This window comes from Pseudoalteromonas rubra (assembly GCF_001482385.1).
Classification (GTDB): domain Bacteria; phylum Pseudomonadota; class Gammaproteobacteria; order Enterobacterales; family Alteromonadaceae; genus Pseudoalteromonas; species Pseudoalteromonas ardens.
In genome coordinates this window covers 2,674,563-2,690,967 of the sequence record NZ_CP013611.1, presented here as the reverse complement: position 1 = coordinate 2,690,967, position 16,405 = coordinate 2,674,563, and the positions used below count along the sequence as shown (strand labels likewise).

Annotated in this window: 14 protein-coding genes; 8 read left to right on the top strand and 6 right to left on the bottom strand. The window is 49.7% G+C overall.

Annotated elements, in window-relative coordinates; all coding sequences use genetic code 11:
• The first annotated feature begins 247 nt into the window (after positions 1 to 247).
• A complete protein-coding gene (locus AT705_RS11785; protein ID WP_058796735.1) occupies positions 248 to 868 on the top strand; it encodes a hypothetical protein in 621 nt (206 codons plus the stop codon).
• 155 nt (positions 869 to 1,023) lie between these two features.
• Positions 1,024 to 1,188, top strand: a complete 165-nt coding sequence (locus AT705_RS25250; RefSeq protein ID WP_157576762.1) for a hypothetical protein — start codon at positions 1,024 to 1,026, stop codon at positions 1,186 to 1,188.
• A 198-nt stretch (positions 1,189 to 1,386) separates the two neighbouring features.
• On the opposite strand, the gene AT705_RS11780 is transcribed toward AT705_RS25250, so the two are convergent.
• Positions 1,387 to 3,492 (bottom strand): winged helix-turn-helix domain-containing protein, encoded by a 2,106-nt coding sequence (locus AT705_RS11780; RefSeq protein ID WP_058796734.1) that lies wholly within the window; start codon positions 3,490 to 3,492, stop codon positions 1,387 to 1,389.
• Positions 3,493 to 3,843: 351 nt separating this feature from the next.
• Here AT705_RS11780 and AT705_RS11775 point away from each other — a divergent pair, with 351 nt between their 5' ends.
• The 5 genes from AT705_RS11775 to AT705_RS11755 all read left to right on the top strand — a co-directional run bounded on the left by AT705_RS11775 (position 3,844) and on the right by AT705_RS11755 (position 8,492).
• Positions 3,844 to 4,275: an organic hydroperoxide resistance protein gene (locus tag AT705_RS11775; RefSeq protein ID WP_082668978.1), complete on the top strand. Its 432-nt coding sequence runs from the start codon at positions 3,844 to 3,846 to the stop codon at positions 4,273 to 4,275.
• Entirely contained in the window at positions 4,272 to 5,285 is a 1,014-nt protein-coding gene (locus tag AT705_RS11770) for an alpha/beta hydrolase (protein WP_058796732.1), read from the top strand. The genes AT705_RS11775 and AT705_RS11770 overlap by 4 nt, the downstream gene beginning before the upstream one ends.
• A gap of 158 nt (positions 5,286 to 5,443) precedes the next feature.
• The gene (locus AT705_RS11765; protein ID WP_058796731.1) at positions 5,444 to 6,379 is read left to right on the top strand and encodes a DMT family transporter; all 936 of its coding nucleotides are present in this window, start codon (positions 5,444 to 5,446) and stop codon (positions 6,377 to 6,379) included.
• Positions 6,380 to 6,569: 190 nt separating this feature from the next.
• Positions 6,570 to 7,508 carry an AraC family transcriptional regulator gene (locus AT705_RS11760; protein ID WP_058796730.1) on the top strand — a complete coding sequence of 313 codons (939 nt, stop codon included), beginning with the start codon at positions 6,570 to 6,572 and terminating at the stop codon, positions 7,506 to 7,508.
• A gap of 126 nt (positions 7,509 to 7,634) precedes the next feature.
• Positions 7,635 to 8,492 carry an NAD(P)H-binding protein gene (locus AT705_RS11755; protein WP_058796729.1) on the top strand — a complete coding sequence of 286 codons (858 nt, stop codon included), beginning with the start codon at positions 7,635 to 7,637 and terminating at the stop codon, positions 8,490 to 8,492.
• A 183-nt stretch (positions 8,493 to 8,675) separates the two neighbouring features.
• On the opposite strand, the gene AT705_RS11750 is transcribed toward AT705_RS11755, so the two are convergent.
• Together AT705_RS11750 and AT705_RS11745 are read right to left on the bottom strand one after the other, a co-directional pair.
• Positions 8,676 to 8,990, bottom strand: a complete 315-nt coding sequence (locus tag AT705_RS11750) for a hypothetical protein (protein ID WP_058796728.1) — start codon at positions 8,988 to 8,990, stop codon at positions 8,676 to 8,678.
• Positions 8,991 to 9,056: 66 nt separating this feature from the next.
• Positions 9,057 to 9,317, bottom strand: coding sequence for a hypothetical protein (locus tag AT705_RS11745; RefSeq protein ID WP_058796727.1), 261 nt, complete (start codon positions 9,315 to 9,317; stop codon positions 9,057 to 9,059).
• A 9-nt stretch (positions 9,318 to 9,326) separates the two neighbouring features.
• On the opposite strand from AT705_RS11745, the gene AT705_RS11740 reads away from it, so the two are divergent.
• On the top strand, positions 9,327 to 9,590 hold the full coding sequence (locus AT705_RS11740) for a winged helix-turn-helix transcriptional regulator (protein ID WP_442960129.1): 264 nt from the start codon (positions 9,327 to 9,329) through the stop codon (positions 9,588 to 9,590).
• 42 nt (positions 9,591 to 9,632) lie between these two features.
• On the opposite strand, the gene AT705_RS26015 is transcribed toward AT705_RS11740, so the two are convergent.
• The 3 genes from AT705_RS26015 to AT705_RS11720 all read right to left on the bottom strand — a co-directional run bounded on the left by AT705_RS26015 (position 9,633) and on the right by AT705_RS11720 (position 16,368).
• A complete protein-coding gene (locus tag AT705_RS26015; RefSeq protein WP_058796726.1) occupies positions 9,633 to 11,633 on the bottom strand; it encodes a S8 family serine peptidase in 2,001 nt (666 codons plus the stop codon).
• A gap of 701 nt (positions 11,634 to 12,334) precedes the next feature.
• Complete coding sequence (locus tag AT705_RS11725) at positions 12,335 to 15,889, bottom strand: hypothetical protein (RefSeq protein ID WP_157576760.1); 3,555 nt, start codon at positions 15,887 to 15,889, stop codon at positions 12,335 to 12,337.
• A 158-nt stretch (positions 15,890 to 16,047) separates the two neighbouring features.
• A complete protein-coding gene (locus AT705_RS11720; RefSeq protein WP_049863877.1) occupies positions 16,048 to 16,368 on the bottom strand; it encodes a hypothetical protein in 321 nt (106 codons plus the stop codon).
• Positions 16,369 to 16,405: the final 37 nt, after the last annotated feature.

Genomic DNA, 16,405 nt, shown 5'->3' with positions numbered 1-16,405 from the left:
ATGTTTTGTGTGTGTTTGTTCGGATTGCGCGTTAATTATCTGGGGGAGACTGTCCCTCGAAAAGCTGAAAAAGTAGCTTGGGTATCCTGTCTTTAAGCGCTTATGTCGCCAAGGCAGCTTCCTAACTTGCTGAAATTATTTGAAAGAAAAAGTTCGAACGGGCCCATTCAAACGACTTACGGAGCGTTTCTTTGCATTGTATGACCTCACCTGTTCACGGTTAACAACATTCAATGTGAGGAAGACAATGCAAAACGTTCAGTACACACCTACATCCTGGGATGCCCGGTTTTTTCTGATTGCCGGTGGTTTTATGTTAATCAACACCCTGTGTTTATGGGCGCGTCATTTTTCCGGATATCAGCTGTCCATTTTGTGGCCCGCGATCCCGGCGATTATCGGACTCGCATCCAGTGTTCTGGGGTTGTATAAACTGCACCCTCGAATTGCGTCGCGAGCACCGACACTGGCAAAGTGGGGCGCGGGGTTTGCACTTGCGGCTTTGCTGGCTCTGAGTATTGGGGCCTGCTGGGTCATTGCCAGCGCAGTGTTGGGCGATGCCACCAGAGGTGTTGGCATGCAGGCGCTGATAGGCGTGTTTATGGTCGCGATGGTGGGCGCCTTTATTTGTAATGCGCTTGTCTGCCTGCGGGACTCTGCATCGCGCACGCTGGGTATGGCGTTGTCGGTCCCGGTGGCTTGCTGGGGGGTGATGATATTGGTTGGTGTGATATCCGGGCCTGAAGTGGGGTTATCGCTGGACTTTTATACCAATGGGCTACTTGGCACAGCATTTTTAACGGCCAGTGTGGCGCTCAAAAAGCGTACTGGTGAAACGTGTTCAGATATGCACAATGCCGAGGCCTGAGCTTGATGATCTAAGTGGGTCGCTAAGCGGGACTGAAAAACGACTTACTGGTTACAATTTTGTCTTTTCTGGATTTAATAGCCATATAAAACAGAGTTTTGCTGTGGTTTTGTTGGGGCGATATCACCACCATCTAGGGTGAAGAGGTACACAATGTGGGTCATTTCAGTCCGGCTAAAGCCGGGCACAGTGTTGAGCAACCAAAAAACGGCGCCATGGCCTTGCATGCTGCCGGGTGTAATTTAATGCGCTTTTCTGCGAGATCACGGCAGCTGGGCGCCAGTTTGACCCCTTTAATGCCATTTGACTTCTCACCTTAACGGCATGGATTGTCGGTATTGTCTGTCCAGTGGCGGCAGTGAACCGGGTGGCGTGTCGTTGTATTGGTTATGTTGGCCACCTGCTGAGCTAGCGTGTGAATCAATACTGGGTCATACGAAAGGACTAACGACCGTAATTGGAGGCGAAGCCTGCACACAGGCCGCTGTAGATGATTGACGGTATTGCATATTGAGGCGCTACAGCGCGTCAGCATGCAAAGTGAAGGGATGTGAGGAGTATTTTATTGAGGTGTCCGAAAGCTGATAGCGAGTGTAGATCAGGCCATTGTTGATGCTCATTGTGGCCATTTCTCCGGGGGCGAAAAGCAGTGTTTCTTTCAATAGTTCGTTGGTCTTTAAATCTAAGCGGTAGAGACTTTTAATCGCATCATGAAAATACAGGTACTGACTGGTCAGCACGCTGAAGTTATGATTATAGGACGGTAAATTCAAAGCCTGAGCGTCGCCAGTTGCAACACTGACTAAGTTGTTCTCATCAAGGTAGTATGCAGCACCCAGCTCATTGACCAGCAAGCTTCTGCCCCCAACTTCCGACAGCAAATGTATGCTCCTGGTGATCAAATCAAACTGCCAGATTTTTGAGTGTTCAGTGTCTTCTGTGGAGTAGATAATGTGGTTTCCGGTTGGCGTCCAGTAGTAGCGACAGATCTTTTCAGGAAGCTCAGGAATGGTAAACAGCTGGTTGTCCGACAGCCGAATAAACTTAAGCTTTTCAGACTGCTTAAACAGTATGTATTTGCCATCATAGGATTCCCGGATTGGCCCGATGTACTGATCTATGTCTTTCAGGTCAGAGAGTTGTGTCAGCTCATTGTCTTGTGCGCGCCAGACTTCATGGGTGCCGGTACGGGTCGAGGCAAAATACACCGCGCCTGAGTGTGCCGAGCCCACATTGTAGTTGTGCATATCTGACTGATAAATAGGGGTATGCACTGTGTCGTAAGCACTGAATATATTCGTTGCTTTGATCAGGCTGGCATGACGCACCACATAGGGTGTGTAGAGGATGTGGTTGTTTTCAGCTAACTCCAGGTAGTAAGCATAAAAATTATCGGGCAATCTGGCAGTTGTGGTTGCCTGGGTGGCGATATCTATGGTGCTGATACGGTTTTTATCGGCAATCAGCACCGCAGAGCTATCATGCAGCCAGTCGATAGCAAACCCGTAGGGGGCATGCTTTAACTGGGCGATGAGCTGGTTTTTCCCCGTTGTTAGGGTAAGCAAGCCGGCCCGCATGGGGCCCTTAAAATCGACCAGCAGGTAGGCCAGATGTGTCTCATCTGGTGACATTTCAAAATGTAGTACGCCGCCATTGACCTCGTGCTTCGCCAGCAGTTCTTGTTCCTGCCCTGTTTCCAGTGAATAGCGGTAAATGGTGTTTTTTTGCAGACCCCGGATGGCCTTAACATAGTACAGGTCTTTGCCGTCCTGACTAAGGTAAGCGGCATTGTTCAGCGGCCTGCCACACGGCAGTAGCATCGTTGGGGCAAGAATGTGCGGAAACTGGCTGATATCAAACGTCGCGATCTGGCAATGTTCGTCGTCACTGATGGCTGTTAACAGAGTATCGCTGTCTGCTTGCCAGGATAAAACGTCAATGTGCTTGTCCTGATAAAAGAGTGGGACCTTCATTTTATCTGACTGGCGCACGATAAAACTGGTGTCTGTGCCATTGAGATGATTGCGATAAGCCAGATAGCGATTGTCAGACGAGAGCAGTGGGTTGTACTCGGCGCCCGGTTCCCAGGTAATTGAGGGGGCGTGTGTCATGCTGTTAGGCGCAGGTTCTGGCGGTTGTGAGGGTCCTGTTTCTCCGTGGCTGATGAGCAGCCATAAGATACTTACTAACAGCAGTAAAAGGGCGCTCAGGAATACGGGCACAGTGCGAGTACGCTTTGCCACACTTGGTAAGATCTTTTGCGCTTCTGGCGTCGTTGTAGGGGTTGAGGGTGGGGCCTCATGTACACTTTTTTCAGGCAGCTTGATGACTTCAATAGGAAAGCTATAGCCTTTCTTATGGTGTGTTTTGATGAACTTATGACTGAAATCGGGGTGAGTAAGCTGCTTTCTTAAGTCTGAAATAGCGCGGTAAATGGCGTTGTCATCAACATACGGGGTTTCCCATACATGTTTTGCCAAATCTTCTCGGGATATGAGGGTCTTGCCATGGGTCAGGAAATAATGCAGTAATTTGCAAGTAAGTGGATCGAGTTCTCGTTCTATTTTTCCCGATGATAGCAAATACTGGTGTGGAGACAGTACCCAGGGACCGAACTTGAGCATTGTTAATTCCTTTGCGATGGCATACTAGCTGGCATATTTATGCATTATTAAGCCTGATTCTACCCCATTTATTCGTTATTAAGTAGTGTTCCCACTATGTAGAAATCGCTCAGAATTATTCTGAAATGGAACCTACCCTTATAACTAAATGATATTTATTATTATTTTTTCACAATTTATTTTGTTTTTCTGCACAAGAAATTGATAAGAGAAAAATGGCAGCGATGTCTTTATGGTGTCTATGGCCTCAGAAAGTCAGTACGAACATGACGACAGGGCTCACTGATTAAACTAAAACATTAGGAAAGCTGAATAGTTATGCCTGATGCAAGTCATAGAAAGGTAAAGGTAATGGATGTAATTTATAAAGCAAAGGTATCGTCCACCGGTGGTCGGGATGGACGTTCTGTTTCCAGCGATGAAAAGTTAAATGTTGCATTAAGTACACCTAAAGAGTTGGGTGGCTTAGGCGGCGAGGGCACGAACCCTGAGCAGCTTTTTGCGGCCGGTTACTCTGCGTGTTTTATTGGTGCACTTAAATTTGTTGCGATGCAGCAAAAAGTAAAACTGCCCGAGAGTTTGTCTGTGACAGCGCTCGTGGGGATTGGCCACCATCCATCAGGGATTGGTTTTGCCATTAGTGCCGATCTACAAGTGAACATCCCTGGATTCAGTCATGAGGATGCAGCATCACTGATTGAAAAAGCGCATCGGGTCTGTCCTTATTCCAATGCGATCCGGGGCAATGTGGATGTCACCACTGAATTTGGAGTAGCACAATGAAAAAGCTCACCTTAGCAATTGCCCTGTCGGTACTGGCTAGTCCTTCATTATTTGCAAATCCGGCAGGTTCACCGGGCACGGAATTTCAGACTCAGCAATTCCTGGAAGTGCTTGCGCAGGATAAAGGTACACCATTGCATTTACGCTCGCCGCAAGCGGTCAGGAAAATCCTGAGTGACGGTCAGAAAGGGGCGCAGCTGGCACCGGCAGACGTGAGTAAGAAAACCATACGGGTGAATGGCGACACTCTTGAGCTGACCATTGTGAAACCCGTGAATAGTAAAGGGGACATTCCAGCATTTATGTATTTTCATGGTGGCGGCTGGGTGATTGGTGACTATCCGACCCATGAGCGTCTGATCCGGGATCTGGTGGTTCGTTCGGGCGCTGCCGCTATCTATGTGGACTATGACCTCTCTCCGGAAGTGAAATACCCTACCGCAATAAATCAGGGCTATGCCGCGACTAAGTGGGTGGCTGAGAATGGTCACAAGATAGGTGTTGATGGCAGTAAGCTGGCCGTGGCCGGTAACAGTGCCGGTGGCAACATGGCGACAGTTGTCAGCATGAAAGCAAAAGAAGCGGGCACGCCAAACATTCAGTTCCAGTTACTACTATGGCCGGTAACGGATTCCAACCCACATTACCCGTCATACAATGAGTATGCGCAAGGGCATTTTCTGAGCCGTGATTTAATGGCATGGATGTGGGATCACTATCTTGAAAAGCCAGAGCAACGCAATGAAATTTATGCTGCACCTCTAAGAGCATCGGTTGAGCAGCTTAAAGGCTTGCCGCCAGCGCTTATCCAGGTTGCAGAAAAAGACATTCTGCGTGATGAAGCTGAAGCCTATGCACGTAAGCTTAATAAAGCAGGTGTGCCGGTAACGATTACGCGTTATAACGGTATGATCCATGACTTTGGCTTGCTGAATGCGCTCAGTAATGTGCAGGCGGTACAGGATTCACTGGACCAGGCTGGTACGGCACTTAACAAACATCTTTTCTAAACAACTCGCATATACTATTAGCAAAGCCCCGCCACGGGGCTTTGCTGTTGTCAATTTCAGCGACGGACCTTAAGGGTTTGCGCATTATTGTGCAGCTGAGCAGGTAGTAGGCAAACACAGCGCAGGTCGCGCATCAAAGTTTACAGGGTAAGGTAAGTATGAAACATACGGGGTTATCAACGGCCTTCTATGCGCTGTTGGGCACGGGGGCATTGTTAGGCACAACCACAAATCTGGCAAAAGTGGCTGCATCTATGAACATTGCAGCATTGCCTTTTTTAATGTGGTCATTAATGGGGGCGGCTATTTTTCTTTTGAGTCTGCAGCTTTTTAAAGGGCAGAGCATACCCGTCAACCGGGAGGTTATAAAGTACAGTGTTTTTTCTTCCCTTTTGACGGTTGCCGGATCGAACCTGATCCTCTTTAGTGCTATCGCCCATGTTGGCGTCAGTTTTGTCGCGCTAGCCATCTCATTACCGCCGCTCCTTACTTATGTTTTTGCGTTATTTCTTGGTATGGAAAAAGCGTGTCTGCTACGTTCAGTCGGTGTAATACTCTCCCTTGCGGGCACCATGGTGCTGGTTGCGGCGAAATGGCAGGCGCCACAAGCGAGCCATACCTGGTTATTGCTTACGTTACTTGGGCCCGTGCTGCTGGCTGCTGGCAATATATATCGTACCGCATACTGGCCCAAAGGTATAAGTCCCGAAAGTTTAGTGCCAAGTATGTTGGTTGCGGCAACACTGATTTTAGCGGCAGTCGGGGGGCTGGTACCGAGTTTACAGGTGTCGCTCCCCATCTCCGGGTCCACTTTGGCTTTACTTGCTGTGCAATCCTTAGTGTTCTCAGGGCAATTCGTATTGTTATTCGTGTTACAAAAAGCAGGTGGCCCTGTATTTTTGAGCCTCACGGGCCCTGTTGCGGCATTGCTTGGGATCCCGGTAGCGGTTGTACTGCTCAATGAGCGGCTGGTACCGGCTATTTTGCCAAGTGCGGTATTGATCGCAACCGGCGTGGGGTTTATGGTGCTTCAGCAGCTGAAAATACAACGGCTTGAAAACCGAGAGCGTGCTTCAGAACAACTTGCCGATTAACAACAGAGCATAGACAATTGGCGAGTATGGGCTGCCCCTGGTTGAGCGGGACAGGAGCAGTGATGTAAGTTGATTATGGCTTGTGCGGTTTATTCCTTATACCTGCTTTGATATAACTGTTTGTACATAAAGAAATAGTTATCTTTTATCGTGCCAAGACACTGTGTCGGCAAGCAAGGAAAATTCCCTGATGCACAGCATAGATCCGCTCAGTCTGTTTATTTCACACCTGAGCCCCCGGTGTGAGGTGTTTTCCCATATTCAACTCAGGGCGCCATGGGGCATTGCAGAGCAAAAGCAGGATGTGTGTTGCTTCAGTTATGTCAAAGCCGGGGAGTGTGTGGTGGAACTGGACTCTGGTCAATCGGTGTCGCTGCGCGCCGGGCAGCTGTTGCTCCTGCCCTATGGCACTGCGCATAAGCTCATGAGCGCCTCCGGTGCGCACTGTGTCAGTAGTCAGGTGTTGTTTAAACCGCACTCATCAGAGACGGCGCACAACCGGGTGTTGGGCGGTGCGGGAGCGTCCTGTGAGATGATGTGTGGTTGTTTTGTGTTTGCGCCCATTCAGTACTGGGGCGGCGACGGGCTGAGTAATGCACTGCCCGAGCTGATTGTGCTGGAGGCCCCCGAACAGAGCAAACTGGCCACCCTGTTAAGCTGGATTTATGAGGAAAACGCCACGCCTGCGGCGGGGCAGTACCTGGCGCAAAAAGGGTTGCTGGAGTTACTGCTGCTGGAAGTGCTGAGGCGTTTAGATAGCGCAGAGATTTTTCCGGGCTGGTTACAGGCGCTGCACGATCGGGCACTGGCTCCGGTGATACTGGCCATTCAGGCACAGGCCAACAAAGACTGGTGTATTGATGAGCTGGCCCGGCTTGCCGCGATGTCTAAATCTGCTTTTTCTGCACGCTTTAAACAAGTGACCGGACTGTCTCCGCTTAGTTTTGTGCGCCAGTGGCGCTGTCAGGTGGCGGCCACTTTGCTGGTCTCGGGCAACCAGCCCCTAAAATCCATTGCTGCCGCAGTGGGATTTCAGTCGGCAGACGTGTTGATCCGCAATTTCCGCCAGTTTCATCATATGACGCCACTGCAATTTCGCAAAACCCATCAGATCAGCCAATCAAATTGACGTCGAAAATCGACAAAAAATGGCGCTTTATCGACATAAAATCCCTCACCCGCGCCACGCGGTAGCGAGTCGGATATCAATCAGGGTAGGCTGTTGACACGCTTTTCAACCTTGATGGAGTAAATCATGAGTATCAGTAATTCCGTATTTGTGACGGGCGGCACGGGTAATATCGGCAGTGCGATAGTGCAGGAGTTGATAGCGCACAGCTATCAGGTAAAGGTGTTATGCAAAACGGCGCAAAGTGCCCACAAAGCCACGCAACTGGGGGCAACCGTTGTGATGGGCTCACTGTGCGAACCGCAGTCCTGGCTCAGTACACTGGCAGATTGTCGGGCCATTATTCATACCGCGTGTACCTTTGATGCTCAAATGGGCGAAACCGATGCGGCACTTATGCGGGCGATTGCAGACCAAGCGACAACACGCAACACCCCGTTGATTGTGATCTATACCGCAGGGTGCTGGACCTATGGCAGTCATGATGCGGTGATCACCGAAACTACGCCAAAGCACTCAGTGGCTGATTTTCAGTGGATGCTGGATAACCAGGTTTGGTTGCGGGACAAAGAAAACATCGACTTACGCGTTGTCAGCCCTGCCAATGTGGTACGTGAGGAAGAGCACTATTTACCGCCGATCCTAAGTTGGGAATTACAACGCTGTGGCCATCCTGTGCTACCTCAGGGCGAAGCGCAAACCTGGTCGCTGGTTGAGCGTCAGAATCTGGCAGAGTTATACCGGCTGGTACTCGAACGAGGTAGGTCGGGAGAAGAATACATTGGCTCTGCGGAGCATCGTGCTCCGCTGGCAAGCTTATTACAGCAGCTGTCTGAGCAGCCAATAGAATGTGGGCAAGCGGCGCTGTGGGCAGAGCAATATGGCAGCTGGACAGGAGGCTATGCACTGCAACAGGTGTTCTCAAGTGATAAGGCCATTAGGGAGTTGGGCTGGCAACCCAGACCTTTTTTAAATCTAGACTAAGGGCAGCCATCAGCCATCGTACATCATGACATGAGGCTCGGTAACCGGGCCTCATGTCATGATGTGTCTTTTAACGGGCGTAGCCCGAGTGCTTTGACTAGCAAACGTTGGAGCTGGCAGGGAGAGTGCCTACCTACTATTGTAGGGTCTGCGGGGACACTGGCCCCCAACACATTGGCGGTATTATAGCGCCCGGGCAAACATCGCCCAGAACATCACCCGGACGTGCGATTTGGCCACAATATCAAACTTTTCCTCTCTGCCTTTGCGGTATTTTTCTGCCATTTTGGCGTGAGCAAAGTCGATGATGTCATTGGTGTAGCCCGCGTACCAGCTGAATGGCGATTCGCCTTTAAAGTGCTCGGCAAACTGGGCTTTGGCCAGCCCGGCATGGATAAAAGTTTGTACATCGCGGATATAGTCCTGAACAAACTGGACATCGGCTTTATAGCCCAGGTTACTGTGGCCGGTGACCATCACGTCCCAGTCCAGCGCCATCAGTGTCTCTATGTCGTTTTTGTAGGCGATGGAGTCTTCAACGTTTGAGAAACTGCGAAACTCCAGTTAATCCGGGTGAACCAGATCGATGGCATGAATGATGGTACGTCCCTGATCTGTGATAAGCAATGCCGTATTGTCCTGAGTGTGGCCATTAAAGTTGCTAAATGTGTGGCCTTCAAAGTTAAATGTATCACCAATGACCTGAGTGATCGGCGCGGGCGCCGTGACTTTGTGCGAGTGCAGTGCATCGCGCACCTCTGCGGTGGCATAAATTTCAATGGGCGTATCCGGCAGTGCTTTTTGGATCAGCCTTGAGTCGCCCACGTGATCAGCATGGGCATGAGAATAGACGATGCCATGCAGCGGTTTGGGGCGCTGAAAAAGCGCATTCCAAAGATCACGCAAAAGATGCTGACTCAACAGTTAAGAGAGCTTGAAGCCGACGGGCTGGTCTCTCGCAAGGTGTATGCCGAAGTGCCACCCAGAGTGGAATACACCAGTACTGGATTGTCGGATGAGCTCAGCCCAATTCTGGATATGCTGTGTGAATGGGGGCAGCGACAACAGCATGTGGCCGATAAAAAAGGCGACACCTAAGTGTCGCCTGACTGCTAGCTCTCAATTGTAAATCGTGGGCGCTTAGTTACAGACGCCTAAATCAGTCCAGACTTTCCAGGCATTACCCACGTTGGAGTTTTGCGCCGGGTTTTTGCCACGGTGCCACCAGTTGCTGTGGTATTTGCGACCATTGTAGGCTACTTCATTACCTGAACGGTAAATTTTGCTGGCAGACCAGGTTTCCAGGCCAGTACAGCCGGTATTGTTGTTGCCATCTGTGACAGAGACTGACTGAGTGACAGTGTGCGTCGCACCTGCATCATCCGTTACTGTCAGTGATACCTGATAGCTGCCGGCATTGGCAAATGCGTGTGTGACAGTGACACCGGTGGTGGCAAATCCGTTGATATTCCAGTCATAAGCCATGACTTGACCATCCGGGTCGCGGCTGGCACTGGCATCAAAGCTACAACCCAGGTCGGTACAGCTTGCTGTGAAGCTGGCAACTGGCAGTTGGTTTTCTAGTGTGCCGCTACACCCGTTGGCAGCAATATAGTCAGACGCGGCTTTGGCTTGTACTAAACCGTGACCGTATTCGTTGTCGCGACCCGCCGAGCCTAAATCGATTGCCGTGGCATTTAGTGCATTACGGATATCTACGTTAGTACAGCTTGGATGTTGGCTCCAGACCAGGGCTGCAACACCAGCCACGTGCGGGCTCGCCATGGAGGTACCTGATTTTTCATCGTAATCCAGAATGGCTTCGAGCTGAACTTGTACTGTGGCACCCACAGAGGATTTCAGTGCCGTGCCGTCTTCTTGAGACAAGGCAATGACCGGAATGGTCACGCCATGTGCGCCGTCTCCCAGCGTCCCGCTGAATGAACCCGCAGCATTGTTGTAGATGATAGCTGCTACACCGCCGCCGGCTTCACAGTTGGCTGCTTTGTCTTTGAATGAAGCGCCACCACGCTCAATTAAACAGACACTGCGTGTCGCTGCACAGGCACTCAGGCCCTGGCCACAGTCGACGAGTTCGGCACTGACGTTACCTTCTGCCGAGTTGGTCATGCCGCTGGCTTTAACAAATACTCCGTTGGCTGTCACGCCTGCGGCAACACCGGTGCCACGTGGCACGGTAGACAGGATGTTAGTACCTGGTGCTGCAATTTCTACATAAGCGTTGTACTGTGACGTGGCGCTTTTCACGCGGTTTTCGTCAATATTCGCCACTGACATCACGGTTTCATAACTGGCAGGGTAACTGACTGTGCTATCCCCGCTGTTCCCTGCTGCGGCAATGATAAGCACGCCTTTGTCATACGCGGCTTGTAAACGATCCTGGAAGTACTGACTGGGGCTGCCACCACCTAAACTCATATTGATGACTTTAGCGCCATTTTCGACACAGTTATCAACTGCTCGGGCAATCCGAGAGGTTAAACCTTGCTTACCATCGTTATCGAAAACACGCACGTTGTGCACGCCAATTTTATCATTCGGCAACACACCGATGACGCCCTGGCCATTTTTCAGCGCGACTATGGTACCGGCAACGTGTGTACCATGACCTGAGCCATCCTGATCCCAAGTCAGGCCGCCAGGCAAGTCGGTAAAACCAGTGGCATTTTGTGGCAGATCCGGGTGGCCCAGATCGTAACCAGAGTCAATCACACAGACTTTAAATAAGTCGGCGTTGGTGTCTTGTAGCAAAGGTGCCTGTACTTCGGCCAGGCCATACGGTGAGACTTCCGCGCTGGTGGTCGATGAGAAAGGCACATATTCATAATCTTCTTCGATATAGGCGTACTGGCCAGACGCTTTAAGTTGTGCGACCTGCTCAGCAGTCAGCTCCATGGTGACGACAGTGCCTTGCTCATCATCTGATAGTACTTCTGCGGCTGGTTCAGCAGCGAAATCCTGGGCAATGGCGGCGCGGGCAAAGCGAGTGGTTTGCGGCGCAAAAATGGCTAAATCACTTTGCTTAAGAATGTACTGTTTGGTTTCCTGTGCGTTGACGGCGGTTGATGACAGTGCGGATAAGGCAATGGCTAACGAGGTAAGTCTAAATGTCTTGTTCATGTTGCTTCCTACTGATTCTTGTTGTTGCTATTTATTATGTTTGCTGCATCCAATGCAATGAGGTCTGGTTTATTGTCTATTTTGTACCTCATTGAGGATCAAACTACCCCTTGAAGTTTTAATTTGCAACCCATTGTTAATGCAAGTTACACAAATAAGTAAAAATGATGAACAATTCGAAAATTTGCTCATGCTGTGGTGATTTTCTGAGCATTTGGTTTTGCGTAGTATGAAGGGAACGGATCTACAGGAAGTAATAATAACAATGGCTTATAGATTAAGCGCGGTCGCTCTTTTATTCCTAATGACCTTTTTTCACAGCCCGTACTGGCAACGGATTACCGAATTGCAAAAGGGATATCGGTTGGGCAGCAGCACATCAAGCTGATGATATCGCCGGGTGAACGCACCTATAGCGGTGAAACCACACTTGCTTATAACTTATCTCAAGCTATTGATTATATTGCTTATCATTCTATTGGCTTGACACTGAGTCAGATTGAGCTGCGTTACCTGTGGTGGCACCGGATCGCTGTGATATCGTACGTCATACATTGCTTTTTAAGCTTGAAAGCAACGCAGAGCTGACGATTCGATTCTCCGGTTTGGTTGGCGGTGTAGATAGGGCTGGTTAGCCTTGAAAAAAACGGGCCCTTTTGATGGGCCCGTTTTTTGACTATGGGTCGTTTTGCATCGGTCTATCAGTAATCCTGATATAGCTCGATAATTGGCTGATCTTTATCTGTCTGGCAGGTTGGCAGAGAGAAAACCAAAGCGCGGTCTTGGGTATGGGCAGTTTTGAGTAGGTTGTACGTAACGCTCCCCGCCGGTGTCAGGAGGTCCAGTGTCCAGAACCGCCCGTTTTCTGTGCGTTTACAGGTATCGCCTTTAATGCGTATCCGAACCAGAGAAGAGATGGTATTGAACTCTGCGATTTTGCCCGTCAGGAGTCTTGCATTCGGGTCGTGCAGTACTTGATTGCTCCAGCCACTACAAATGGTATCGCTAAAACATGCTTTAACCCTGTATGCGCTCAGCCCGGTCACCTTGCTTGCGTCATAGTGAGTCTGTGCTCCTGACAGTGGGATGTTTTGCCAGTTCAGTACTTTGCCATTGGTGCAGCCTTGCGTGCAGTCAGCGACTTCCAGCAAGTAGTGGCTGATCTGTGCAACATCTGTCCATTGCAGATTGCCATTTTCCACACTCAATGTGAGCCTCAGAGGCTCTGCGTTTGCCACCAGTTCTGAACTTTCAAGTATGCTACAGATAGCCCCATTGGTTTTTTTATCGCAGGCCTGAACAGAGAAAATGTACTCGCCAGCGTCGGTGAACTGATACTGGAAACGCGATTTTTCGGTGCGTGAGTCGAATTCCCCTAACATGGTTAGCTGTTGCTGACCTGGCAGTTTGACATACAGCGTGTAACTGACGTGTTCCTGGAAAAACTCATGGATCTGCCATTGCAGTGTGACCGTTTGGTGCGTAAAGACGCGTTCCGGCAGTGGTTCAAAGGTGACTGTGGGCAGGTGGCTATCTGTGAGCTGAAAAGCGACTTCAGTCAATTGGCCACATTGCCCTGACAAGGTACAAGGCTGCACTTCGACTTTGATGGTACCGCGTCGAAAGTTAGGTCCCCGTTCAAGTGACGTGCCGGTATAATTGTCCTGCCACAGGAAACGCTGTTCGGGCTCCCCGGCATACTGACTGGGTTTGGTGATGTAAACATCATAGACCATATCTTGCTGATAAACGGATGGCTTTTTCCACGATAGGGTGACAGATTCTCCATAAACGATGTCGCTGGCGGACACCGTTAGATCCTCTACTTTGAGCAAGGTGGCATTGTCACTGACCACGACAGAGGTGGCAGTGCTGCGCTGTTTACTGCACACGGTGCTGTAGTTGGTCAGGCAGGTTTGCAGATAAAAGGTATAGGTGCCTTTTTGCGTCAGACCGGTGCCCGGGGTGTACAGGCTGATGGTTTGGCTGCCGGGAGAAGTCATCCACAGTTTGGCAGTGATGGGCTCTTTAAAAAACTCTGGCATTTGCCAGTTGAAAGACACCGATTCGTTCAGATAATACTCGGGCTTTTCACTGGTAAATTGTATTGCGTCAGGCAAAGTGGTTCCATTAAGTGTGTACTGTGTTGTCGTGACTTCACCACAGCTGCCATCTGGCAGGCAAGGATGTACTTCCACACCAATCTGACCACGGCGGTAATTCGGACCTCGTACTACCTGAGTATCAGTGAGGGCACGCTGCCACAAAAAACGCTGATCTGGTTGGCCAGGCTCCGAGCTGGGCTTGGTAATATATACATCATAGGTAAGGGCTCCTGTATAGCCATTGGGCTTGTCCCAGGAGATAGTGACAGAATCACCGTAATTGATGTTGGTTTTATCAACCCTCAGGTTCGTAACTTTGATCGGTTTGACCGTTGCTGTAACAGGGTGACTGAGATAGTCATTACATATTGTGGGTGCCTTCTGATCACAGTACTGAAGATAAAAAGTATACTGACCCGGGGCATGCAAAGGCGCGTTGACTTGGTATTTTTGCAGCGCAGTTTGTTCTGGTGCTTTGACCCATAATTGAGTGGTCACGGCTTCTTGAAAAAACTCAGGGAACTGCCAGTTAAAGTCAAACCCATTTCCGGCAAACACGGTATTTTGTTTAACGGTAAACTGTGTCGCTGCAGGCAGCGTGTTACCGCTGAGGGTATAAGACACGGAACGGCTCAAACCGCATTGTTCTGCCAGGCATGGCACGACTTCTACTTTAATAGTGCCGCGACGATAATTGGGGCCCCGTGTCAATGTAAGAGACGGGTGGTTATCACGCCACAGGAAGCGGATATCTGCTTCACCTGGGTTCGGACTGGGCTTAGTCACATAGACATCAAATACCAGCCCACTGTTTTCATCGTAGCCTGCCGGGCGTTGCCACGATAGTGCGACATGCTCACCGTAAGTGATATCAGATTTATTGACGGCCAACTGCGCTACCGCGGCATGGGTGATCACAGGCGTCGCCCGCACAGTCAACGCAGTGAGTGATTTATTGTTACATTCACCATAGGTGTTGCACATTTCAAGGTAAAAAGTACTGCTGCCTACTTCATTGAGTGTATGAGTCAAGCTTTGTACGGTAGCCGCCAGTGGGCCTGCTATTTTACGCGTCGTTCCTTGCGAATGCTGGTAGAGCGTATAACCGACCGTGTCTTTGTAATAGGGGTGGAGCGACCAGTTGAAAGTGACTTGTTCTCCCTGACGAATGACAGACTTATTTCGGGTAAATGTGGGTTGTGGTAGCGTGCCACCTACTGTAAAACTGACTTCACGTAATGGACCACATTGATTGAGCACGTTGCACGGCACAATACCCACTTTGGTTGCACCTCGACGGTATATCTCATTACGTGTCAGTTCAGTTGCTCTGAAATTATCATGCCATAGGAAATGCTCATCTGGCAGCCCGGGTTGTGCGCCTGGCTTAGTGATATAGACATCGTAGTAAGTCGTATCACTGATGTTGCCGGGTTTACGCCAACTGATCTTAACGGAGTCGCCATAATTTAGTTGCGTCTTGCTGACAGACAGTCCGGCAACCGCATCTGGTACCGGGGGCGGTGATAGCACCGAGAGGCTATGTACGGAGGAGTAGCTGCACTGGTTCCATGAATCACAGGCTTGGACCTGGAAATAATGAGTACCTGCCAGATTGATCCCTGAGCGGAGGAAATTTGGGGACGAAACATCTCGAAATACAAACCAGTTTCCGCCTGGCTTTTTAGTGCGTAAGCGATAATAAAGTGAACCTGAATAGCTGCTCGGCGGTTGCCACTGCAGCATCACGCTGCCGCCAGTGTATATTTGTGAGGTGGATAAAGAGAACCCCCGCACAGCACTCGGCCCAGGAGGAGGAGGTTCACTGACAGAGACGGATGCCGATCCTGATGCGCTGCATCCGCTGGCATCACATGCCTCGACGTAAAAAGTATGGGTGCCGTTTTTATTGATATAACGGTTAAAGGAGGTGCTGGTGTAACCCCCTCTGAATTTCAGCCAGGTATCGCCAGGCTTGAGTACCCATAGATTGAAATACTGTGTGCCGCTGGGACGACTCCAGGACAGCGTTACTGTGTTTCCCCGGTACATACTATATGTACTGAGGCTAAAGCTTGGGCTGCTGATAGCAAGCGATTGAAAACTGGTAGCGAGTGTAAGCCACAAGAGTAAGTGTATTATAACTTTCATATACGTGTTTTATTTTTATAGTTCGATCGAGATGAGCCAATTACTTGTAACAAAGCTCTTTATGGGGGCCAATTGGCATACAAGGCATAGCACAATAAAAATGCAATGGGATAAACCATCTGTTTTTCATTTTTTAGATGGTGCTATGCCTTGGTGAATTAAAAGTCTTGATAGAGGTAGTTTATCTTTTGGTTTTTTGTTGGGTCACAGGAAGGGTAGCCGATCTTTATCGTTTTAGATGTGTTTGCGGCAGCCAGTAACATAGATACGTTCACCCCCGCAGTGGCGTCTGCGAGTTCAAAATACCAGTAGGTATTGCCGGCATTGGCACTTTGCTTACACTCATCGCCTTTGAGACGGAAGAATACTTTACCGCCACTTGGATAGATACGTTCAACTTGACCGACGCCTTTTGCTGCGAAAGCTGCTGGTGCGAGCGGTAGCAATAAAGATAATGTGAGAATGGAAATGAGCTTCATGATTTGTTTGGTCCTTTTATAAAAACAATATTATTCG

Coding starts and splice junctions, on each gene's coding strand:
- AT705_RS11785 (WP_058796735.1), top strand. CDS start 248: ATGCAAAACGTTCAGTACACACCTACATCCTGGGATGCCCGGTTTTTT.
- AT705_RS11780 (WP_058796734.1), bottom strand. CDS start 3,492: ATGCTCAAGTTCGGTCCCTGGGTACTGTCTCCACACCAGTATTTGCTA.
- AT705_RS11775 (WP_082668978.1), top strand. CDS start 3,844: ATGGATGTAATTTATAAAGCAAAGGTATCGTCCACCGGTGGTCGGGAT.
- AT705_RS11770 (WP_058796732.1), top strand. CDS start 4,272: ATGAAAAAGCTCACCTTAGCAATTGCCCTGTCGGTACTGGCTAGTCCT.
- AT705_RS11765 (WP_058796731.1), top strand. CDS start 5,444: ATGAAACATACGGGGTTATCAACGGCCTTCTATGCGCTGTTGGGCACG.
- AT705_RS11760 (WP_058796730.1), top strand. CDS start 6,570: ATGCACAGCATAGATCCGCTCAGTCTGTTTATTTCACACCTGAGCCCC.
- AT705_RS11755 (WP_058796729.1), top strand. CDS start 7,635: ATGAGTATCAGTAATTCCGTATTTGTGACGGGCGGCACGGGTAATATC.
- AT705_RS11750 (WP_058796728.1), bottom strand. CDS start 8,990: ATGGCGCTGGACTGGGACGTGATGGTCACCGGCCACAGTAACCTGGGC.
- AT705_RS11740 (WP_442960129.1), top strand. CDS start 9,327: ATGGGCATGAGAATAGACGATGCCATGCAGCGGTTTGGGGCGCTGAAA.
- AT705_RS26015 (WP_058796726.1), bottom strand. CDS start 11,633: ATGAACAAGACATTTAGACTTACCTCGTTAGCCATTGCCTTATCCGCA.
- AT705_RS11725 (WP_157576760.1), bottom strand. CDS start 15,889: ATGAAAGTTATAATACACTTACTCTTGTGGCTTACACTCGCTACCAGT.
- AT705_RS11720 (WP_049863877.1), bottom strand. CDS start 16,368: ATGAAGCTCATTTCCATTCTCACATTATCTTTATTGCTACCGCTCGCA.